This is a genomic window from Mesorhizobium sp. L-8-10, from assembly GCF_016756635.1.
Taxonomy (GTDB): domain Bacteria; phylum Pseudomonadota; class Alphaproteobacteria; order Rhizobiales; family Rhizobiaceae.
On the sequence record NZ_AP023263.1, the window covers coordinates 3,964,686 to 3,988,104 of the forward strand.

Annotated in this window: 12 protein-coding genes and 1 pseudogene; 7 read left to right on the forward strand and 6 right to left on the reverse strand. The window is 64.9% G+C overall.

What is annotated here, in order from left to right:
* From JN280_RS18290 to JN280_RS18320, 7 genes and pseudogenes are all read left to right on the forward strand, one after another.
* Positions 1-5,856 carry a translocation/assembly module TamB domain-containing protein gene (locus JN280_RS18290; RefSeq protein ID WP_202314100.1) on the forward strand — a complete coding sequence of 1,952 codons (5,856 nt, stop codon included), beginning with the start codon at positions 1-3 and terminating at the stop codon, positions 5,854-5,856.
* Between the two features lie 318 nt (positions 5,857-6,174).
* On the forward strand, positions 6,175-7,827 hold the full coding sequence (locus JN280_RS18295) for an ABC transporter substrate-binding protein (protein WP_202314101.1): 1,653 nt from the start codon (positions 6,175-6,177) through the stop codon (positions 7,825-7,827).
* Between the two features lie 140 nt (positions 7,828-7,967).
* The gene (locus JN280_RS18300; protein WP_202314103.1) at positions 7,968-9,002 is read left to right on the forward strand and encodes an ABC transporter permease; all 1,035 of its coding nucleotides are present in this window, start codon (positions 7,968-7,970) and stop codon (positions 9,000-9,002) included.
* Between the two features lie 17 nt (positions 9,003-9,019).
* Positions 9,020-10,219 carry an ABC transporter permease gene (locus JN280_RS18305; RefSeq protein ID WP_202314852.1) on the forward strand — a complete coding sequence of 400 codons (1,200 nt, stop codon included), beginning with the start codon at positions 9,020-9,022 and terminating at the stop codon, positions 10,217-10,219.
* Between the two features lie 210 nt (positions 10,220-10,429).
* A pseudogene (locus JN280_RS18310) lies at positions 10,430-12,622 on the forward strand (dipeptide ABC transporter ATP-binding protein); the annotation flags it as partial.
* Positions 12,623-13,799: 1,177 nt separating this feature from the next.
* On the forward strand, positions 13,800-15,584 hold the full coding sequence (locus JN280_RS18315; RefSeq protein ID WP_202314106.1) for an ABC transporter ATP-binding protein: 1,785 nt from the start codon (positions 13,800-13,802) through the stop codon (positions 15,582-15,584).
* 372 nt (positions 15,585-15,956) lie between these two features.
* The gene (locus tag JN280_RS18320; protein WP_202314107.1) at positions 15,957-17,471 is read left to right on the forward strand and encodes a flavin-containing monooxygenase; all 1,515 of its coding nucleotides are present in this window, start codon (positions 15,957-15,959) and stop codon (positions 17,469-17,471) included.
* Between the two features lie 42 nt (positions 17,472-17,513).
* Here JN280_RS18320 and JN280_RS18325 read toward each other — a convergent pair whose 3' ends face one another.
* From JN280_RS18325 to JN280_RS18350, 6 genes are all read right to left on the reverse strand, one after another.
* Complete coding sequence (locus JN280_RS18325; protein WP_202314108.1) at positions 17,514-18,527, reverse strand: AraC family transcriptional regulator; 1,014 nt, start codon at positions 18,525-18,527, stop codon at positions 17,514-17,516.
* 250 nt (positions 18,528-18,777) lie between these two features.
* Positions 18,778-19,383 (reverse strand): HupE/UreJ family protein, encoded by a 606-nt coding sequence (locus JN280_RS18330; protein ID WP_202314109.1) that lies wholly within the window; start codon positions 19,381-19,383, stop codon positions 18,778-18,780.
* Complete coding sequence (locus JN280_RS18335) at positions 19,383-19,928, reverse strand: HupE/UreJ family protein (RefSeq protein WP_202314854.1); 546 nt, start codon at positions 19,926-19,928, stop codon at positions 19,383-19,385. The genes JN280_RS18330 and JN280_RS18335 overlap by 1 nt, the downstream gene beginning before the upstream one ends.
* Before the next feature lie 166 nt (positions 19,929-20,094).
* On the reverse strand, positions 20,095-21,102 hold the full coding sequence (locus tag JN280_RS18340) for a HupE/UreJ family protein (protein WP_446720846.1): 1,008 nt from the start codon (positions 21,100-21,102) through the stop codon (positions 20,095-20,097).
* 119 nt (positions 21,103-21,221) lie between these two features.
* Positions 21,222-22,205, reverse strand: a complete 984-nt coding sequence (locus JN280_RS18345) for a peptidylprolyl isomerase (RefSeq protein WP_202314110.1) — start codon at positions 22,203-22,205, stop codon at positions 21,222-21,224.
* Positions 22,206-22,213: 8 nt separating this feature from the next.
* On the reverse strand, positions 22,214-23,410 hold the full coding sequence (locus tag JN280_RS18350) for a hypothetical protein (protein ID WP_202314111.1): 1,197 nt from the start codon (positions 23,408-23,410) through the stop codon (positions 22,214-22,216).
* Positions 23,411-23,419: the final 9 nt, after the last annotated feature.

Consider the following 23,419-nt stretch of genomic DNA (forward strand, 5'->3'; position numbering starts at 1 on the left):
ATGACCGTCCTCAGACGAATGCTCCGCATCCTGTCTTACGTGTTTCTGGCCGTGCTTGCCCTGGCCGTGGGTGCGGTCGCGGCCCTTACGCTCACCGCCAAGGGCCGCGAGAATCTCGCCGCGCTCGTCTCGACGATGGCCTCCACCGACGACATGAAGGTCCGGATCGGCGGTATCGGCGGCATTTGGAGCGGCGATCTCAGGGTCGAGCATGTCGTGATTGAGGATGCCGAGGGCCCATGGCTCGTCATACGCGGAGCCGAGATCGACTGGTCGCCGCTGGCGCTCATTTCCTGGACCTTCAACGCGGAACGCATTTTCGCCCAGCGGCTCGAAGTGGCGCGTCTGCCGCGCTCGCAGAACAAGGGCGGTGGCGGCGGTGGAGGCGGCCTCCCGGTTTCGGTGGCCATCGACAATATCGATCTCCCCGACATCGCACTTGGGGAAGAGATCGCCGGCGCGGTCGCGCAGCTCTCTGCGGAAGGCTCGCTGCAGGCGCTCGCCGATCCATTGAACATCGGGACCGAACTGCGGGTCAAACGCATCGACGGGGTCGGCGGCGACCTCGACGCCTCGATCCACTTCGTCCCGTCGGAGCAGCGGCTCAGCGTCGCCATCCGCGGCTCCGAACCGGCGGGCGGGATCATCGCCAATCTCCTGCAACTGCCCGGCGCCCCGCCGGTGCAGATCCTCGTGTCGGGTAGCGGCCCGATCGACGACTGGTCGGGCAGCGGGACCTTCTCGGTCGACGGTGCCGTGGTGACCACCCTTTCCGGCTCGCGACAGGCGGTCGAAGGCGGCAACCGGATCGCAGTCAGGGGCGACGGCCAGTTCGAGCGCTTCCTGCCGCAGTCGTTGCGGCCGCTGCTCTCCGGCAAGGCCGACTTCGACATCTCCGGGCTCCTCGGAACGACGGGCCGCATCGAAGTCGAGCGGGCCGATCTTCAATCGGCCGCCATACGCGCGAGCGCCAAGGGTACGATCGACCCTCAGGGCGCGAGCGATTTTGCGCTCACCGTCGCAGGGCCGGTCGCGCTCGATTTCGGCGCAGCTTCGGTGGCCCTCTCAAACGCGAGCGTGCGGGTGCTCGGCCCCGGTGACAAGCCGAATGTCGACGTCACCGCATCTCTCGAGCGGCTTGCCGCGCAAGGCATGGAACTTCGCAACATCGAGGCTGTGATCCACTCCGATGGCTTCGACGTTGCCCGTCGCAGCGGCCCTGTGGCGGTTGATCTCTCCGCTGGATCGGCCGTCAGCGACATCCCCGCACTGGCGCCGCTGCTCGCGGGGCAACTCAAGGCCAACCTGACGGCTGAGCTGAGCGAGACGGCCATCGGCGCCATTGCCGGCACCCTGGCCAACGATGTCGTCGCTTCCAGGTTCTCGGGCGAGATCAGCCGCCCCGATTTTGCACTCTCCATCGCTCTGGCCGCTGATGTCGCCGCTTCGGCACTGCCTCCGCCCGCGCGGCCGGCTCTGGGCGAGAGGGTCGCCTTGTCCGCGACGGTCAAGCGCGATGCGGCCGGCGATTTGTCGGTGGAGGCACTGCAATTGAACTCCGGCGGCCTCGCCATGGGCGGCAATGCGAGCCTTGCAGGCAACACCGTCGATGCAGCGTTGAAGGGCAGCCTTGCCGACATTGCCCCGTTGGCCGACCGTGCTACCGGTGCGGTCGAGTTCTCGATGACGGCCAAGGGCGACCGCAATGCTCCCGATGTCGCGCTCGGCCTCACCAGCGACAAGATCGCGGCCGCCGGGCGCGAGATCACCGGGCTGGATATCACGGCGTCGGGCAAGGTCGACCTCGCCAATCCGACGGCGGATGTCGCTCTGAAGGGCGACTTCGCCGGCCAGACGCTCAACGCAACAGCCACGATCAGGACGACGGATGGACGTCGGTCGGTGGACGGGCTGACGTTGGCGCTCGGCGACGCCCGCCTGTCCGGCAATCTGCTGCTCGGCGACGATTTCCTGCCGGAGGGCACGCTCGATCTCACTGTGCCTGATGTCGGAACGCTCGCTGCCCTCGCCGGCGAGGAGGCCAAGGGCGAGATCCAGGGCAAGATCCGCTTCGCCCGCAATGACGGGGTCCCCGAGATCGTGCTTGAAACGGCGTCGCCGTCGCTGTCGCGCGCCGATCTCGTCGCCGAGGGCGTCGCCTTAGGCGCGACCGTTTCCGACTATCTCGCCGAGCCCGCGATCTCGGGCCGGCTGCGTGCAGGGTCCGTCGTGTCCGGATCGGTTGCCGCGCATGATGTCGCCGCCACGGCCGGCCTCAGCGGCGACCGGCTCGATCTCACCTTGCGCGCGACGGCACCGGAAGGCGGCACGATCGCGAAAGCGCTGATGCTCGCCGGATCGCCCGTCTTCGACATCACCGTCTCGGGCTCCGGGCCTGTTGCCGACTGGCAGGGCGAAGGAACGGTGGCAATCGATGGCGCCCCGGTCACCGGCCTTTCGGCCCATCATGCGCTGGCCGATGGCGGCCGGCGGATCACCGTCAAAGGCGACGGCCAGTTCGAGCGCTTTGCGCCTGATGTCGTGCGACCGCTGCTGGCCGGAAGGACGGATTTCGATATCGCGGCATTGCTGGCTGCGGCCGGATCGGTGAACATCGAGCACGCGACGATCCAGTCTCCGGCCGTCCACGTCACCGCGGCAGGTTCGCTCAATCCGGAGGGCGCCAACGACCTCGCCGTCCAGGCCGAGGCCGTTGCCGGCCCTGTCCCGCTTGCCTTTGGAACGGGCGAACAGGCGGCGTCGGTATCTCTCAGCGCTGCCAATATTCGCATCTTCGGTCCGGGCAAACAGCCGATGCTCGACGTCGAAGCATCGCTCGATCGCGTCGCGGTACAGGGCAACGAGTTGCGCGACATCGAGGCGACGCTGCATTCCGACGGATTCGACGTGACGACCGCGAGCGGACCGCTTGCCGCCGATGTCACCATCGGCAGCGCCACTCCTGCCGGCGCGGCATTGGCGCCGTTGGTTGCCGGACAGTTGAAGCTTGCAGCCGAAGCCCAGCTTTCCGAAACAGCGATCACGATCGGCTCAGCCTCGCTGACCGGACAGGCCCTGACGGCAAGGGCCGCCGGCACTGTTTCGCGCCCGGATTTCGCGCTCGCCCTCAACATCGAGGCAGATGCCGCCGCGTCGGCATTGCCGGCCGCCGCTGCCCCGGCGCTCGGCGAGCGCGTCACGCTGACGGCCACCGTCAAACGTGACGCTGCCGGCATGCTGACGGCCGATCCCGTCAAGCTGGTCTCGGGCGACCTCGCGGTCGACGGCAATGCTATTCTCGCGGCGGACAATATCGAGGCCGCGCTGAAGGGCGTCTTCTCCAATGTCGGCCAGGTCGCCGAGGGCACAGCGGGCGACATCGCCTTCTCCGTGAACGCCAGGGGCAGGCCCAACGCGCCAGACCTGTCGCTCACCGTCACCAGCGACAGGATCCAGGCGGCGGGTCGCGAGATCACCGGGCTGGAACTGACGGCGTCGGGTGCTGCCGATTTCGCCAATCCGTCGGCGAATGTGTCGTTGAAAGGCAATGTCGCCGGCCAGCCGCTCAACGGCTCGGCCGTGTTGAAGACGACCGAGGGGCGCCGCGAGGTCGGCGGCTTGTCGCTCGTGCTCGGCCAGAACCGCATCACCGGCGACCTCGTGCTTGACGACGCCTTCGTGCCGGAAGGCGCCGTCGACGTCCTCATCCCCGATGTCGGGCCGCTCGCCGCCTTGGCGTTCGAGGAGGCCAAGGGGGACATCAAAGGCAGGATCCGCTTCCTCAGGGCCGGCGGTGTTCCCGAGATCGTCGTCGACCTGACGACCGCTGCGCTGTCACGCGGCGATCTCTCCGCAAAGGCCGTCTCGGTCGAGGCGACCGTGACCGACTATCTCGCCGCGCCGGCGGTATCGGGCAGGGTGCGTGCCGGCACGATCGTCTCCGGCGGCACGAGCGTCGGCAATGCCGACGTCACGCTTACCCGCGATGGCGTCTGGACCGGGTTTTCGGGTGGCGCAACCGTCAATGCGATGCCGGCGAAGGCGGCCGGCCGCTTCAAGATCCAGAACGGCGAGACAGTGATCGAGCTTGCCTCGGGCGAGGCGACGGTCAACAGCATGAAGATAGGCCTCGCCAAGGCCGCTACCGTTGTGATCAAGAGCGGTGAGACGACGCTCGACAGGCTTGCGCTGGCGGTTGCCGGCGGCAACGTCATCGTCTCGGGTTCGGTCGGACAGGCGCTGGCGCTCGACGTTCAGCTTGCGGGGCTGCCGGCGGCGGCGGCCAACACCTTCTCGCCCGGGCTCAACGCCATCGGCACCATTTCCGGAACCGCGCGGGTCTCCGGCCAGACATCCAGGCCGGAGGTCGGCTATTCGTTGCGTTGGGTGAATGCCGGCACCGCGCAGACCAGCGCCGCGGGCCTCGGCCCGCTCTCCGTCACATCGACCGGCACCTTCGCCGGTTCGGCGCTGAAATTCGAAGCCGATATCGGCGAGGCGTCGGGCCTCGCCATCAAGGGCGGCGGTACGGTGGGAACGGCGGGCACTCCCTCGCTCAGCCTCGATTTCTCCGGGCGCGTGCCCTTTGCCATCCTTTCCAGGCGGCTGTCCCCGTTGGGCATGTCGCTCTCCGGCGATGCCGACGTCGACTTGCAGATACGCGGGCCGGCGACGTCGCCTGCCATCAGCGGCACGGTACGGGCCTCGGGCGGACGTTTCGTCGATTCGGCATCGGGCATCGCCGTCAACAATCTGGCTGCCGACGTCTCGCTGGGCAGCGGGGTCGCCACGCTGCGCAGCCTCACCGGCAACATCTCCACCGGCGGAACCTTGTCCGCCCGCGGCACCGTCGGCATCGACCCGGCCAGGGGCTTTCCCGCCGATCTCTCTCTGAGGATCGTCGACGCCCGCTACACCGACGGCAGGATCGTGACCACGACCGTCAATGGCGACCTCGCCCTCAAAGGCTCGCTCGTGGGCACGCCGGTCGTTTCGGGCACGATCGATCTCGGCCGTACGGTCATCACCGTTCCCCAGAGGCTGCCGGCCTCGCTGTCGACGCTCGACGTCCAGCACAGGTATGCGCCCAAGGCCGTCATCCAGCAGCAGCGGGCCATCCAGCCGGCGCAGGCGAGCGGAACCGGGGGCACCGGCCGGATCGCCCTCGATCTCACGATCAACGCACCGCAACAGATCTTCGTCCAGGGACGTGGAGTGGACGCCGAACTCGGCGGTTCGCTAAGGCTCACCGGCTTCTCCGATGCGCCGCAGGCGGTGGGCCAGTTCGAGATGCGGCGCGGCCGTCTGTCCATTCTGGCCAGGCGTTTGAATTTCACCCGCGGCAATCTCGGCTTTGCCGGTTCGCTGATACCCACACTCGACATGGCGGCCGATTCGGACACCGGCGACGCCACCGTCACGGTCACCGTCACCGGGCCGGCGACCGACCCGGAGTTCGGCTTTTCTTCGGTGCCCGCTCTGCCCCAGGACGAGGTGCTGGCGCGGTTGATCTTCGGACGTTCGATGTCGCATCTGTCGCCGCTGCAGATCGCCCAGCTCGCGGAGGCCGCGGCGCAACTCGCCGGTGTCGGAGGACCGACGTCGCTGCTCGAGAACCTGCGCGGCCGGCTCGGCGTCGATGATCTCGACCTGAAGACCGACGCACAGGGCAATACTGCCGTTTCGGCAGGCAAATATCTGAACGACCGAACTTATCTGACGCTCGAGAAGGGTGACAAGGCGGGGTCGGGCAAGGCCGCGATCGACCTCGACGTCGGCCGTGGGATCAGGCTGCGTGGCGAAGCTTCCGAGACCGGCGCCGCAAAGGGCGGCATCTTCTTCGAACGGGAATATTGAATTTCAGCGATTTGCCGGGCGTCGCCGGAGCCGCATGACCGCTTGCAGGAATGGCACTTCAGCGAGGCTGGCCTTACGGGCCGGACAGCCTGGCGCTGTGCGCTGACGTCTTGTCGTGTCACTCTCGCCGCCTCCCCGAGATTTTGGCGAATCTGCGGCGCAATGCAATTTTTGCGTCAACTTTGTCGTATTCGCGCGAACCGTATCGTTCCCGAAGGTGCAGATTTGCGGATGGGATCTCTCCACTCGGCCGTTTTTGACATCATGGCTGTGATGCGGGATGGTATCAGGCAGAACGCCAATAAATGGGAGCAAGTCATGACCTTCTACAAAAGCAATGGGGACCGCGTTCCGGACCACGTCCTGGAACTCGCGGAAGAGGCGAAGAAGGGCGGCGTCGACCGGCGCGAATTCCTGGCGATCGCCAGTGCTTTCGGCGCATCGACGGCCTTCGCCTACGGGCTGCTTGGGCTTGACGGGCCGACGCCGGCAGCGGCACAGGAAACGCCCAAGAAGGGCGGCATCCTCAAGGTCGCCATGTGGATCAAGGACCCCAAGGACCCGCGCAAGGCCGACTGGTCGGAGATCGCCAATGCCGAGCGCCAGGCGATCGAGCCGCTGGTGAAATACACAAGGGAATATACGTTCGAGCCCTACCTGCTCGAGAGCTGGGAGGTCAATGACGACGCGACCGAATATGTGCTCCATGTCCGCAAGGGCGCGACCTGGAACAACGGCGACCCCTTCAATGCCGACGACGTCATGTTCAACTTCACACGCTGGTGCGACAAGTCGGCCGAAGGCAATTCCATGACCGCGCGCATGGGCACGCTGGTCGACGATGCCACCGGCAAGATGCGCGAGGGCGCCGTCGAGAAGGTCGACGACATGACGGTGAAGCTCAAGCTCACCAAGTCCGACATCTCGATGATCCCGAATCTTTGCGACTATCCCGGCCTCGTCGTGCACAGGTCGTTCGACGAAAAGGGCGGCGACTTCGCCGCATGCCCGATCGGCACGGGCCCGTTCGAGCTCGTCTCCTACGACGTCGGCCAGAAGGTCGTCTACAAGCGCCGCGAGGACGGCAAATGGTGGAACGGCGACGTCTATCTGGACGGCATCGAGTTCATCGACTACGGCACCGACCCCGCAGCGATGGTCAGCGCCTTCGAGGCGGGCGAAATTCACTCGAACTTCGAAACCTCGGCCGACTATGTGTCCATTCTCGATGGACTCGACCTGGTGAAGTCGGAGGCAGTGACGGCGGCTACCATCGTTGCGCGCACCAACGTCACCAACAAGCCCTATGACGACCAGAAGGTGCGCAACGCACTGCAGCTCGCGGTCGACAACGCCGTCGTTCTCCAGCTCGGCTACGGCAATGCCGGCGTGCCTGCCGAGAACCACCATGTCGCTCCGATCCATCCTGAATATTTCGAGCTGCCCAAGATCGCCCGCGATGCGGCCAAGGCCAAGGCGATGATGGCGGAAGCCGGCCAGGCCGACTTCGAGCACGAGCTGATCACGGTCGACGAGGACTGGCACAAGAACACCGGCGATGCGATCGCCGCCCAACTGCGTGATGCCGGGATCAAGGTCAAGCGCACCGTCCTGCCGGGCTCGACCTTCTGGAACGACTGGACGAAATATCCCTATTCGATGACCAACTGGAACATGCGCCCGCTCGGCGTGCAGGTCCTCGCGCTGGGCTACCGCACCGGCGAAGCCTGGAACGAGACCGCCTGGTCCAATCCGGATTGGGATGCCAAGCTGAACGCCGCGCTCGCCGTGGCCGACGCGACCAAGCGCAAAGCCATGATGCAGGAGATCGAGCAGGTCCTGCAGGATTCGGGCATCATCATCCAGCCCTACTGGCGCAAGCTCTATAATCATCACATGGCGGCGGTGAAGAACCACGGCATGCATCCGACCTTCGAGCACGACTACGGAAAGGTCTGGCTCGACGCCTAGCCGTCGCATCGCGGGGAGGGGCCTCGGGCCCCTCCCTCGTTTCCTGAATCGCTGGAGCGTTCCGGCCGGTCGTTGAATCGATTCAATGACCTCAAAGGCGTCCCGGCTTCGGCCCCAACCTTCAGAACGGCAGGGGATTGATGCTCGCTTTCATCTTGCGCCGCCTCGGGACCATGGCACTGACCATGCTGTGCCTGACTTTCGTCGTGTTCTTCCTGATCAATCTCGAGCCGAACCTGAAGAAGCTCGCCATCAGCCAGACCGAGATGCGTGCGACATCGGAGGATCTGGAGCGCTGGCTGCAGCGCAACGGCTACCGCCAGAACTTCTTCGTGCGCTACGGCCAGTGGATAGGCGTGACGCCGAAGCTGCCCAACATCGACCCGGCGACCGGCGAGGCGGTGCCGCGCTTCCGCTTCTGCGCCGAACCTTCGGTTCCCACCTTTTCCGGCGTGCTGCAGGGCGATTTCGGTTGCTCGACCAAGTTCAAGACGACGGTCGCCGCGAAGCTGTTCCCGGCACTCGGCGCGACTGGCATACTGATGTTCTGGGTGATGGTCACGATGGTGCCCATTGCGCTGCTGGTCGGTATCCTGGCGGGAATGCGCGAAGGGTCGCGCACCGACCGTACGCTTTCCGTCGCCTCGATCACCACGACGGCAACGCCGGAATATGTGTCCGGCATCATCTTCACGGTCATCTTCGCATCCTGGCTGGGCTGGCTCAACGGCTCGGCCGCCTCGGCGTCGCAAGGGGTCACCTTCTTCAACTTCACCTTGCCGGTCATGACCATGGCCATCTACGGCATCGGCTACATCGCGCGCATGACGCGCGCCTCCATGGTGGAGGTGATGACGCAGCAATATATCCGCACCGCCCGCCTCAAAGGGCTGTCCTTCGGCGGGGTGGTTGTCAAGCATGCGCTGCGCAACGCCCTGATCGCCCCCTTCACCGTCATCATGCTGCAATTTCCCTGGCTGCTGACGGGCGTCGTCATCGTCGAAACGATGTTCCGCTACCAGGGCTTCGGCTTCACGCTCGTCGAGGCGGCGGGCAACAACGACATCGACCTCCTGCTTGGCTGCGCGCTGGTGTCGGTCTTCGTCGTGCTGTTCACCCAGCTCATCTCCGACATAGGCTACGCCTATCTCAACCCGCGCATCAGAGTGCGCTGACAGGCCGGGAGCGCATGATGCAAGTCGAATATGTCGGTGCCTTCGAAATCGTCCTCGGCGTTCTCTTTCGCTTCTGGCCGGTCTGGCTGTCCCTGGCGATCGTGCTCGGCGCGAGCATCCGCTTCAAGAAGCGGCTCGGACTCTACGGCCAGCTCTTCGACAGCGGCGTGGGCATAGCGGGCGTCGTCATCTGCCTGTTCTGGCTGTTCACCGCGGCGTTCTCCGCGCGGATCGCGCCGTTCGACCCGCTGTCCCAGGTGCCGATCATGAAGGATGCGCTGCCGGGGGCGATCGAGCCCGGTTCCGGGCAGGTCTATCTGTTCGGCGGCGACAAGCTGGCGCGCGACGTGTTCAGCCGCATGGTCTTCGGCAGCCGCATCGTCCTGGTCATCGCGCCGGCCGCGACCGCCTTCGCGCTGATGGTCGGCATCGTGCTCGGCCTGCCCGCGGGCTACTACGGCGGCAGGACCGACACGATCCTGTCGTTCCTGGCCAATCTGGTGCTGGCCTTCCCCGTCATCCTCCTGTTCTACCTTCTGGTGACGCCGGAGATCCGCGAGCTCAGCTTCGATACCTGGCTCGGCCGGACCCTGGGCATCGGCTGGTCGATACCGCGCGGCCTGGCGGCCTTCTTCTTCCTGTTCCCGATCATCTTCTTCACGGTGTTCTTCTACACCCGCTTCAAGAGCCGGCCGCAGCTTCTGGCGCTTCAGCTGGCGCTGACCGTGCTCATCGGCGGATGGGTCTATCTCGGCCTCGTCTTCGACGCCGACCCGCTCGGGATAATCTCGATCGATCCAAACGAGCTGAACATCTTCGTGGCGGTGGTCTTTGCCTCCAGCCCCGGTGTGTTCCGCATCGTGCGCGGGCTCACCATGGACATCAAGACCCGCGACTATGTCGCGGCCGGCCAGACCCGCGGCGAGTCCCCCTGGTACATCATGCTCTGGGAAATCCTGCCCAATGCCCGCGGCCCGCTGATCGTCGACGCCTGCCTCAGGATCGGCTACACGACGATCCTGCTCGGCACTTTGGGCTATTTCGGCCTTGGCCTGGCGCCCGAAAGCCCCGATTGGGGCACCGCGATCAAGGATGCGAGCCGCCTGCTGCGCTCGGTCATCCATCCCGCGCTGCCGCCGACCTTTGCGCTGATGTCCTTCGTGCTGGGGCTCAACCTGCTCGCCGACGCGCTGCGCGAGCAATCGCTGAAGGATTGAGGAGGCGATGGTGCTCTACAGTTTACCCCCCTCTGGCCTGCCGGCCATCTCCCCCTCAAGGGGGGAGATTGGCAGCTTCGACGAGGCTGATCACTCCGCAATGCCGGTGATTGGCGAAATCGTCCGCGAGAGCGCAATCTCCCCCCTTGAGGGGGAGATGGCCGGCAGGCCAGAGGGGGGTACTTCTTTCCCAATGGGGAGGGCGACCAGATGAACGAAGCCGTCAAAGCCACGAACATCCAGGGGCCCATTCTCGAAATCGAGAATCTCTCCATCTCCTTCTTCACGCGGCGCGGCGAAATCCCGGCGGTGATGGATTTCTCCTGCTCGGTGATGCCGGGCGAAGCGATGGGCATCGTCGGCGAATCCGGCTGCGGCAAGTCGACAGTGTCGCTCGGCATCATGCGCGACCTGTCGAATGTCGGGAAGATCGTCGGCGGCCGCATCAGGTTCAAGGGCAAGGACATGGGCGACATGACCGACGAGGAGCTGCGCTCCGTCCGCGGCAATGAGATCGCCATGATCTACCAGGAGCCCATGGCCAGCCTCAACCCGGCGATGAAGATCGGCCGGCAGCTCATGGAAGTGCCGATCCTGCACGACAAGACCTCCAAGGAGGAGGCCTACGTCAGGGCGCTGGAAATGGTGCGCGCGGTGAAGCTGCCAGACCCCGAGCGCATGATGCGCTCCTATCCGCATCAGCTCTCCGGCGGCCAGCAGCAGCGTATCGTCATCGCCATGGCGTTGTTGTCGAAACCGTCCCTGCTGCTGCTCGACGAGCCGACGACGGCGCTCGACGTGACGGTGGAAGCCGGCATCGTCGAACTGGTGAAGGGGCTCGGCGAGAAGTTCGGCACGTCGATGATCTTCGTGTCGCACAATCTCGGCCTGATCCTGGAGACCTGCAACCGCATCACCGTCATGTATTCCGGCGAGGCGGTGGAGACCGGGTCGGTCGAGGATGTTTTCGACCGCATGCGCCACCCCTATACGCAGGGCCTGTTCCGCTCGATCCCGCTACCCGGCGCCGACAAGAATTCGCGCCCGCTGATCGCCATTCCCGGCCAGCTGCCGCTGCCGCATGAGCGGCCGAAGGGATGCAATTTCGGCCCGCGCTGCCAGCATTTCGTCGAGGGCGTCTGCAATGCGGCCGAAATCCCCATGATACCGGTCGAGGGCCACACCGACCATTTCAGCCGCTGCGTGCGTTTCAACGAAATCGACTGGAGCGTGCTGCCGGAGGGCGCCCAGAAGAAGAGCGAACCGGTCAAGCCCGGCGCACCGGTGCTCAGGATCGACGACCTCAAGAAATACTACCGGGTCGCGGCCAACGAGATCTTCGGCGGCGGCGAAGGCCGTGTGGTCAAGGCGAACGAGGCGATCAGCTTCGAGGCGCGCGAATCCGAGACCGTGGCGATCGTCGGCGAATCCGGATGCGGGAAGTCGACCCTGGCCAAGGTGCTGCTCGGCCTGGAGACGGCGAGCTCCGGCAGCGTTTCGCTCGGCAACAAGAACATCGAGTCGACCGGGATCGAGATGCGCGACGTCCAGACCATCTCGTCGATCCAGATGGTGTTCCAGAATCCTTTCGACACGCTCAATCCCAGCCACTCGGTGGGTTCGCAGATCATTCGTACGCTGGAGAAGTTCAAGATCGGCCGGACGGTGGCCGAGCGCAAGCAGCGCATGTTCGAACTGCTCGACCTGGTCAAGCTTCCGCGCGCCTTCGCCGAACGCATGCCGCGCCAGTTGTCGGGCGGGCAGAAGCAGCGCATCGGCGTGGCCCGCGCCTTCGCCGGCCAGGCCAAGGTCGTGGTCGCCGACGAACCGGTCTCGGCGCTCGACGTGTCTGTCCAGGCTGCGGTCACCGAACTGCTGATGGACATCCAGCGCCAGAACAAGACGACGATGCTGTTCATCAGCCACGACCTGTCGGTCGTGCGCTACATCGCCGATCGCGTCGTCGTCATGTATCTCGGCCACATCGTGGAGCAGGGCACCACGGACCAGGTCTTCTCGCCGCCCTATCATCCCTACACCGAGGCGCTGCTATCGGCGATCCCGATCGCCGATACGAGCGTGGTCAAGAAACACATCGTACTGGAGGGCGACATTCCCTCGGCGATGAACCCGCCGACCGGTTGCCCGTTTCAGACCCGCTGCCGCTACAAGCACCTCGTGCCGGATAATCTCTGCGAGACCGAGGTTCCGCCGTTGCGTGACCTCGGCGCGGGCCATCGCAGCCTGTGCTGGCTGTCAGACGAGATTCTCGCGGGCATGGAGCCGGTGATCAGCTTCGACAAGCCGGCCGATGCCGAGGCGCATGACATAGAGCCAAAGGATTCCCGGCCTGGCTCAGGCCCGGGCTTCGTCGGCGAACCGCCTCAACGCCCGCATGGCAAGACCGCCAGCGCCGAAGCCGATGCGGACGAGGAGGCGATCGAGGAACGCAAGGCATCCGCGCGTGTGCGGCGCGACGAAATGCGGGAGGCGGCGGACGACAGCGGCGGCGTGTCCGAGCATGCGCCGTCGCAGGTCGCGCCCCAGATGCCCCTGCAAGTGGGCGAGGGCCGGCAGGCCGACGACGCCGATGTCCCCTCCGCCTTCGAGGGGAGGCCGGCAGCCTTCGCCGAGCTGCAGCCGGCTCCGACGAAAGCCGGGTCTCGCGCCGCACCCGCCCGACGCGATCAGGCAAAGGCGCGGAAGCCGAACGGTGCCGACGAGAAAGGTCGGCCGGCCGGGATAAGCAGGCCGGCGCGCCCGGACGATCTCAAGCTCATCGCCGGCGTCGGCCCGAAGATCGAGCAGACGCTCAACGGGCTCGGCATCTACACCTATGCCCAGATCGCCGCCTGGAAGAAAGTCGAGCGCGCCTGGGTCGATGCCCATCTCAATTTCCACGGCCGCATCGAGCGCGACGATTGGGTGCGCCAGGCCAAGGCGCTCGCCAAGGGCGGCGAGGCCGAATATGTGAAGGTGTTCGGCAAGAAGCCGCGTTAGGAGGCCTTCGGCCCTAAGGAAACTTCGGAAAAAGCCGCTTCGCATTGGATTACTCCTCACTGTCCTGCCGGACGCCCGGCCGGGTCCCGCTGCTTCGCAGCGTCCCGGCGTTCGCTGGCCTTTCATCGTGCCACAGGCACGACGAATTCGCTCCGCGAACCGGCTGCTCACCCCGCAAGCAGGGAGAGAGCCGATGGGTCTACGCCTTCGCCAATCGCCGAGTTTTCCGATTGGCGAAATCCGAGCGGCCAGCCTCTCTCTCCCCGCTAGCGGGGAGAGATGTCCGACAGTGAGGGGCAACCAAGAGGCGGCAGCACCGCATCTCGCCAGATCTTGGTCGAAGCGCTTCCAGTCAATATTGGGCGCCGCCCGGAAGGCCGCCCCGACGAATGAGCGTGGAGGCGTCTGCGTCCGGCGCCATTGATTTAAGTCGAGTTTTCCGTACATGTTTTACGCCGCTGGATGGCGGCAGCAATCACAAGTTGGAACGATTCCAAGCCATTGTGCTTGCAACGCGAGTTTTTGCGTCTAAACGACGGCTGCAAACAGGTCGTTCAGGCGAGGATGGGTGCGCGTCGACATGGGTGAGCTTCTGAAGCGCTTCGCTTCCTATTACCGTCCGCATCGCGCCCTCTTCGTGCTGGATTTCTCCAGCGCCGTGGCGGCAGGACTCCTTGAGCTGGCCTTTCCCGTCGCGGTCACGATGTTCATCGACAAACTCCTGCCGACCGGCCAGCTGGGTATCATCGCGCTCGCCGCAACGGGACTTCTCGTCATCTACCTGCTCAATGCGGGCCTGCAGGTGATCGTCACCTATTGGGGCCACATGCTCGGCATCAAGATCGAGACCGAGATGCGCAGGAAGGCCTTCGATCATCTCCAGAAGCTTTCCTTCGGTTTCTTCGACAACAGGAAAACAGGGCACCTGGTGGCGGGACTCACAAAGGATCTGGAGGAGATTGGCGAGGTGGCCCATCACGGGCCGGAAGACCTGTTCATCGCGGTGATGACACTGATCGGAGCCTTCGCGCTGATGCTGTGGGTTCATGTGCCGCTCGCTCTGATGACAGCGCTCGTCGTGCCGCCGACGGCCTATGTCACGACGCGCTACGGAACGCAGATGACCGCAACCTGGCACGCGATCTATGGAAGGGTGGCGGATTTCAACGCCCGCATCGAGGAGAATGTCGGCGGCATCCGCGTCGTGCAGGCCTTCGCCAACGAGGATCATGAGCGGCGGCTGTTTGCCGAAAGCAATGCGGGATATTTCAGGACCAAGCTCGACGCCTACAGGGTGATGGCGCTTTCCATGTCGCTGTCCTACCTCTCGATGCGTTTCGTGCAGGTGGTCGTCATGCTGGCGGGAGCCTGGTTCGTCGTGCGTGGCGAGCTTTCGGCTGGCGGCTTCGTCGGTTTCCTTTTGCTCGTCGGCCTGTTCTTCCGGCCGCTCGAAAAGATCAACTCCGTCATCGAAACCTATCCGAAGGGCATTGCAGGCTTCCAGCGCTACACGCGTTTCCTCGACACGCAGCCCGACATCGCCGACCGGAAGGGCGCAGTCGACGTGGGACGACTGCGTGGCGAGATCGAGTACCGCGACGTGCGCTTCGGCTACCGACCAGACAGGCCGGTTTTCGACTGCCTGGACCTTTCGATCCACGCAGGCGAGACGGTCGCTTTTGTCGGTCCTTCCGGAGCAGGCAAGACGACGATCTGCTCGCTGCTGCCGCGTTTCTATGAAATTGCCGGCGGTGCGATCATGATCGACGGCATCGATATCAGGGATATGTCGCTCAAATCTCTGCGCTCGAACATCGGCATCGTGCAGCAGGACGTTTTCCTGTTCGCGGGAACGATCCGCGATAACATCGCCTATGGCCGCCTGGATGCGACGGATGCGGAAATCGTCGACGCAGCGCGTCGCGCGAGGCTCGAGGGCGTGATTGCCGGCCTGCCTGCGGGCCTCGATACCCCGATAGGCGAACGCGGCGTGAAGCTCTCGGGCGGCCAGAAGCAGCGACTGGCCATAGCGCGAATCTTCCTGAAGAACCCGCCGATCCTGATCCTCGACGAGGCCACGTCGGCACTCGACACCGAGACCGAACGAGCGATCCAGCAGGCGCTTTCCGAACTGGCGCAAGGGCGGACCACCCTGGTGATCGCGCACAGGCTGGCGACGATCGCCAATGCCGACCGTATTTTCGTTGTCGACGAGGGCCGGATCGTCGAGCGCGGCAGCCACGCCGAGTTGCTCGAGCAAAAGGGCAGCCGCTACGGCAGGCTTCACGCGGCGCAGGCCGGCAGCGGAAGTGGCGGCCGCGGCGCCACGCATCGCGGAACGCAAGCTACACCGAAGGGAGAATAAGCAGCGACAAATCGCTGCCCGATCCTTGCCGGTCGACACTCCCGGCCGGACATGCTCAGAAGCCGCAACGGCGCAGCGGTGCGGTGTGGCCTTGCGCCATCTTTCCGGTGTCTTGTGCGCGGCGCTCCAAACCCATGACGCCACGAACAGCAAGTCGAGGGCATGGCCGAACTTCCATCTCCAGTCGGTCGTGCGCACGCGGCAGCACAGCACCCGGATCGAAACTCCTCATCGATTTCCTCGACCGATCCGCCTGTTGTCGCCTGAAATCAAAAAATATGCATGCGCTGCAAGGAAGCGGGGCGCTGGAAGTGGCATGCCGATCCAGGGGGAGGCGATGGCTACCCCGGTCAGGTACAGGAGCCGCGACAGATGAAGCACGAGACCTTTGCCGAAGCCCTTCGCGGCACAGCTGCCCCAACCCGGGAGGTCGACCTGCTCGTCGTCGGCGCCGGCTTCGCCGGCATGCTTGCCGCGATCGAGGCCAGGCGCCGCGGTATCGATGATGTCCTTATCATCGAAAAGGGCGACGACTTCGGCGGCTGCTGGCGCGAGAACACCTACCCCGGCGTTGCCTGTGATATCCCTTCGCACCTTTATTCGTTCCGCCGCAATCCTAGCTGCGACTGGTCGCGTACCTACTCGCCCGGCGCCGAGATCTTCGCCTATGCGCAGCGGATCGCACGCGAGGAGGGGCTCTACGAGCGGACCCTTTTCGGCAAGACCATGACATCGGCCGACTGGGACGCCGGGTCCCGTCGCTGGAAGGTGCGCACCGCGGAAGGCGACCTCTTCGTCGCGCGGGCGCTTGCCTCGGCCACCGGGCCTTTGCATCAGGTCAAGCTGCCTGAAATTCCCGGCCTCGACAGCTTTGCCGGCACAGCGTTCCATTCCGCCGAATGGCGTCACGACGTGGATCTCTCGGGCAAGCGCGTGGTCGTCATCGGCACTGGCGCGAGCGCCATCCAGTTCGTTCCCGAGATCGCCAAGGTCGCGGGGAAGGTAGCGGTCATCCAGCGGTCGGCGCCTTACGTGGTTCCACGTCACGACCGGACGATCCCCGACTGGCTGCGCTGGGCCTACCGCAACCTGCCCGGCCTTCGGGCGCTGCGCCGGACCGTACATTATTATCTCGATGTGGAGCTGAAAAAGGGGATATTCACCGGCGCCGGGCATCTGCGGAAGGCGGCGACGAAGCAAGCACTCGGCAATATCGATAGGTCGATCAAGGACCCGGTACTCCGCGCCAAGCTGGTGCCCGACTACGAGATCGGCTGCAAGCGCGTCCTCATCTCGGATGACTGGTACCAGGCGCTGGCCCGGTCGAACATCGCGGTTGAGACTGCGGGCGTTGCAGAGGTCCGCGCCGACCGCGTGGTGCTGCGCGACGGCACCGAGATCCCGGCCGACGTCATCGTCTTCGGCACCGGTTTCCACGTCAACGAGGCGCTGATGGCACTGCCGGTGCGAGGCCGCGACGGCAGGTCGCTGCGAGACGCGTGGACCGCGATCGACGGGTCGATCGGCGCCTATTTCGGGGGCACCGTCCCAGGCTTCCCGAACTTCTTCCTGGTCCACGGACCGCGCACTGGATCGGGCTGGATTTCCGCACTGCTGATGATCGAGAGCTCGGTCGAGCACTTCACCCGCGTACTGACCGAGGCCTGGGGCCGGGGCATCGACGCGATCGAGCCGAGGCTCGACGCCTATAACGAGCTTACCGCCGAGCTCGATGCCCGCGTCGAGGGCATGGTCTGGAACCGGGGCGGCTGCGCGTCCTGGTATCTCGACGCCAGCGGTCGCAACCGCCTCACCTGGCCGGGCAGCCACACCGACTTCGACCGGCGCCACCGGGCGGCCGGCCTCGAAGGCTACGAGTTCGCCTGACACGTCGCGTGGCCGCCATGGTCGTACGACCACGGTGCCGCGTCAAACGGCCGGCCGGTCGCTGTCGTGATGTCGATAGACGAGGGGCGAGTCGCCGTACCAGCGCTGGAAGGCGCGCGTGAACACGCTCTGGTCGGCGTAGCCCACAGCTTCCGAGACCTGCGAGAGGGGGAGCCTGGTACGGGTGACGAGCGACAGCGCCCGGGCTCGGCGCCATTCGTCGACGAGGTCGCGGAAGACGAGGCGCTCAGCCTTCAGCCGCCGCTGCAGGCTGCGGGGCTCGAGGCGGAGGCGGCGGGCGACGTTTTCGAGCGTGCAGGTCCCCAGTTCCATCTGCCGCGCGATCTCGGCGCGCACCGCGTCGCCGGGCTGGCCGGAGACCTCGTGGCGGGCAGTGGCCAGATAGCGTCGTATGATTGCGTGATAGGCGGTGTCGCTCCGTTCGAGGCGCCGGTCGAGCACAGCCCGGTCGAAGTAAAGTGCATTGCGCTCGGCGCCGAAGCGAACCGGGCAGCCGAACCAGCTCTCGGCAGCACCGCGGGAGCCTCTTTCCTCCTCGCGGAAGCTCGCCTCCAGAAAGTCGACCCGCGTCCCGGCCGCCTGCTCGACCACGTTCTTGGTCACCGCCAGCGAGCCCAGCAAATACTGCCTGGCCGGACCGGTGACCGGATGCAGGTCGAGCACCATCGCAGCGATGTCTTCTTCCTCCTCGAGCGCGCAGACGAGGCTGTTCGAGTGTATGACAAGGTTGTCGATGATCGCTGTCAGCGCGCCGCGCAGGTCGCTTTCCATGCGCGTCAGGAGCGCCACCGGGCCGAGGATCTCCAGATGCTGATAAGGTGCGAGCCGCAGCCAGAGGTCGGGCAGTTCCCAGTCGTCTGCGCAGCGCTCGGCGAGTTCGCAGAATGCGGCGATGTCGACCTGCTCGTCCGGGCGGCTCAGAAGGCCAGGGTCGAGGCCGACTGCACGCATGGCGGCGGTCAAGTCGGCGCCGCGCTCGGCGGCGACTTCCCTGAAGCCGCTCAGGCTTGTCGCGCGTGTATAGTATCTCGCCACGGGGCCTCCTCCCGACCTTATGACGCCACATCAGATCATCTTATACCAAGCATTGCGGATCGGTGATCCGCCTGAACTGTCTGTAGTATCGATCGCGATTGAGAAGCACCGGATGTCTCGACATCCAGGCTGCCCTGTGAAGCGGCTGGCATTCCAGGCCGGTCCATCCGCTGAACGGCGCCTCGATCGGAAACCCCATGAGGCGCAAATGGCAGGCTATGGGTTGCTGGCTTCGGCTGGCGGAAGCATTTCACCCGGATGGCCCCACCAACCGCCAGGAGAAGTACAGCATGCCGCTGGCCGTGAGCCAGGATCCTGCCACGCGCACTGCCACCTCCTGCCAGAACTTATCCCGGCTGAGAACGACGGCAGCTACGACCAGCCCCACGACCGTTCCGCTCAAAACCGTCGCGGTGCCGGTGAGGAACGCCATGGGAAACGATTGCGTCTCCGGCTGCGCGTCCAGTCCGACTGCAAATCCGCCGACAAGCGCGAGCACCGCTGCCACGGCCACGGGCAAGCCGATGCCCGCCGTCACCGTCGCCGCCGCAACAAGCGCTATGCCAACCAGAAGGCCGCTACCTGCTCCCTCGGCTACATCGATGAAACCCATGGCGAGGCCCAGAATGAGCCCGCCGCACAGCGCCGGTATGCCGTAGTGGCAATGCTTGAAGCCGCAGAAGCCGAGCAACAGTCCGATCGCCGCGATCGCGAGCAGTTCCGTCGGCACGATGATCGGGTGAAGCAGGCCGGCGTAGAAATCACCGACCCCGTCCAAAGGCGCATGGGCGCGCACCGGTGTCGTTGCAGATAGGATCGCGATTGCGCAAAGCCAAGCGGCAGCGCTTCGCTTCATCACACGCCGCCGCTCAGAAACGCGCCGCCCGCCACGGCGATCAGTCCGCCTGCGCTTCGCACGAGAACGGTCCCCGAAGGCCACCGCGCCAGCGCACCGAAAGCAATGCCGCACAGGTGAAGCAAGCCGGTGGCGATCACGAAGCCGAGCGCGTAGGACATTGCATCCGCAGCATCGGGCATCTCGGCCCCATGCGCGTGCCCGTGGAATATCGCGAACGCACCGACGATGATCGCCGCCACCCAAAGCGGCGGCTTGAACGCAAAGACCACACATAGCCCGAGTATCACCGCGGAGAGTGCGATCCCGGTTTCCACGGCAGGCACTTCGATCTGCGCTATCCCGAGTGCGCCGCCCAAGGCCATCACCAGGGGGAAGACGATCGGCAGGAGCCAGATTGCCGGCGCTCGAAGAAAAGCTCCCCAAAGCCCGACCGCGACCATGGCGACGACATGATCGGGCCCGAAGAGCGGATGGAAAAAACCGCTGAGGAATCCGCTCGCATGTCCCGTCTCCGTGTGGGCCAATACGGGGCCTGTCATCATGAGCGCCGCCAAGCCGCAAAGGGGGGCCAATGCCCGGTTGATACCGATTTTCAACTCGAATTCCTCCCTTTTGCGATCCGGGTTTCCGCCGCCGAAAACGGGGCAGGCACCCGGAATCCCATTGAAAGTGGTTGCAGCAAAGCTCCGGGCGGCAAATGTTGGTCAGTCAGGCCAGGAACCCCGCTACACGCTCGATGAACCAGAACGATGCGACAATTCCGATCGCGTAGGTCGTGATCGCGAATGCGGAGCGGCCGAGCAGGGGCGGGAACCTGAGAACCCTGGCCGACGCCACGACCGCCAGGATCACCGCAATGAACAGCAACTGGCCGATCTCGACGCCGATGTTGAAAAACAGGAGCGCCAGCGGGATGTCTCCCGGCGGAAGCGACAGTTGGGAGAGCGCACCGGCAAAGCCGAGGCCGTGAAGCAGCCCGAAAGCGAAGGCGACCACCCATGGACGCTGCGCGGTGAGGCTGGGGCGACCATTCCGGATGCGAAGGATCTCGCCGGCAAGCAAAAGAATGCTGAGCGCGATCGCCGCCTCGACCGGCGGCATCGGAACGTTGACGAACCCCAGGGTGGCCAGCGACAGGGTGATCGAGTGCGCCAGCGTGAAGGCCGTCACCGTGAAGAACAGGGCGCGCAGGTCGCGAGCGATCAGGAGCAGTGCAAGCACGAACAGCAAATGGTCGAAACCGAACAGGATGTGGTCGATGCCCTGCATCACGAAAGTCTTTGCGACCTGAAGGGCCCCGGCTGCGATCTCGATGTCGATCCAGGGCTGCGAGGGATGCACGAGCGTGGTGGTCACCGAACCGTCGAGCATCTTGACGCGAACGATGACGTCCGTGATCGTCGCCTGCAGGCCCCTGAATTCGATACGCTTGCCGGCCAGGCCGTCGGAGGTCTCGATAATACGGCGCTCGACAAGAGAGTCCGGAAACTGCCGTTCGGCGGGTTCCCTGAAATTGCGCACATCACCGGGAAACTGCAGGGCGACCGGCAGGCGCGCGCCTGAAAGCAGAGGCGTGCGCCAAAGCACATTATAGTGCTGGGCCCCCGTCTGGTCGATTTGCAGGTAAGCCGGACGTATCTCGTGTGCGGCTGCGGTCGCAACGAGGCTGATGGTCCAGACAAGGGCGCCAATCAGGAAGCGCCAGCTTAGAGCAATTCCAGCAAAAGTGCGCAGCGCTTTTGCGTCCGGAATTGCGTAAAAACAATAACATAGAGCATTTCCGCGACTCGGAGGAAAGCGGAAATGCCCTATGTGCGTGCCCATCCGCTGCGTGGTCATTGCGAGAGGGCTTCTGCCGGGGCGCTCGCAGCCTTTGGCCCGGGCAGATTCAGCAGGTCTGTGTCCTCGAGACGCGGAACGATCACTTCGTAACGTGACCGCATCTCCTCGAGCGCCGCCCGCTTGACCTCGCGATAGCGATCGTCGAGCCAGGCGGACTTGACGTTGATCTCGACCTCTTCGAAAGCCGGAACGCGACCGGGCTCCACGGAATCGATCCACACCAGATGCCAGCCATAGCCGGATTGGACCGGCCCCTGCCATGTTTTCGCCTCGAGCTGGAAGAGCGCCTCGGCAAAGGCGGGGCCGAACTCCTTCGCGACCTGCTCAGGGGTGCTGTCCCCATAGTAGGTCCTGAACATGAACGGGTCGCCACTCGAAGCGACCTCGGGCGAATCCGGAAGTTTGCCGGCGACGAGACCGAGTGCCGCTGCCGCCGCTTCACGCGCACCGCCGCCGTGCTTGTCCGGCGAGAAATATATGTGCCGGAAATTCAGATGCGGAGGCAGCGCAAAGCGTTCCGAGTTCTTCGAAAACCAGTCCGCGAGTTCGGCCTTGGTCGGCTCGTCGATTGCCGCCAGGTCCGCCGCCACGAAATCCATCTTCTGCGCAAGCCGTCTCTTGATGATCTGATCGTCCCGGTCGAGGCCCATGGCCACCGCTTCGCGGAACAGGATCTCTTCGGTAACCTTCTGATCCACGAGGCTGCGCAACTGGTCCATTGTGGGGGCTGGCCGCCCCTGCGCCAGCCAACTCACGGCGAGCTGGCGGATATCGTCCTCGGTCAGCACGATTTTCTGCGGATCGGCTGCTGTGTCCGGCTCGTCGTTGGTGAATTGATAGGCACCGAACAGGACGGCGCCCACCACGAGAAAGTGGACGAGCGGTTCATGCAGGAGCCGTTGCCACCTGCTGGACACGGCGACAGCTTCCCCCGCACGTTCCGGGCCGATTTTCGGCGTGATCGGAAGCAGCCTCATGCGTGCACCTATTCCGGTTGACTGGTGGACGGCAGCGACGCGGCTTCCGCCGTCGTTGCCGGGCTTTGACGGAGATAGTGGAGGATAGCGAACTCTCCTGCCGGGTCTTTCACCCCCTTGGAGCGGATAATTTCGACATAGTCGGCGGTAGCCTCCCATGCCTCCCAGTCGGCCAGTTCCATGGCCACAAAGCCTGCCATTGGTCTTCGCACCCGAATGAACTGGCGATAAGCCTCCACGACCCTTCCCCGCGGCACGGAAGCGTCCGCTTGCCCATGGACGCTGAGCGCCAGCAGGGCGGCCTCGATCTCCGGCAGCGTTCGCGTGCGGTCGGCAAAGTATGTCTGCTCGAGCCATTCGATCCGGCTCGGCCCGCGCAATTCGATATCCGCCGCCAACATGGCCGCGAGGTTCGTAGCATCCCGCGCACTCCGAGCCGCGGCGATGCGCTGCTCGAGTGCGTTGGCGTCATCGGGGCCACCGGCAATGCCGATCAGCAGCGTGTATGCCGGAAGCCTGGAAGCCAGTCGGGGATCCACGATCCACGTTGCTATTTTCGTGGCGTCGAGCCGAGGCTCGAGCGTCCGGATGGCAGCATAGGGGGCCCTCGAGAGTTCGCCATATGCGATCTCAGCGGCCAGTGCGTCGGTATCTTCGAGATAGGGCGCGACGACGGCGAGACGCTCACCCCATTCGGCATCCGTGAGATACGACCCCATTGATGCAATTTGCTGCCAGTTTTTCGTCGGGCGGCTCTTCCCACCGCGGTTGGTGGCGACAAACTGTCGGAGCCAATCAGCATGGTCAGCGTCGATCGCACCGATGCTGGCCCATTCTTCAGACAGTTTGTCCCGGACGAGCAGCAACGGTTTCCCGCTGGATACCGATGAGGGCTCCTGGCGAAGCACCGGTCCGTCCAGGGACATCGTCGGCTCGGCCTTCGTAGCCGACAGGCCGGGCTGCGCTATCGTCTCGTCCGTTGTCGCATGTCCCTTGATCACCTCGATGACACGGAACTGCCCTTCATTGGCCAGCGGAACGGCGAGCACGGCGTCCGCGGCCGAGTCCAGCCTCTGTCCCGGCGTGATCGTGATGCCCGATAGGCACACGCGACAGGCATGGGCCTGGCTGCCAAGAGCAAGCAGCAACGCAATGCCAACCATCAGCCGCGACCACGCTGCCCAGAACGGCAATCTCGCCGACATTGGTCTCCC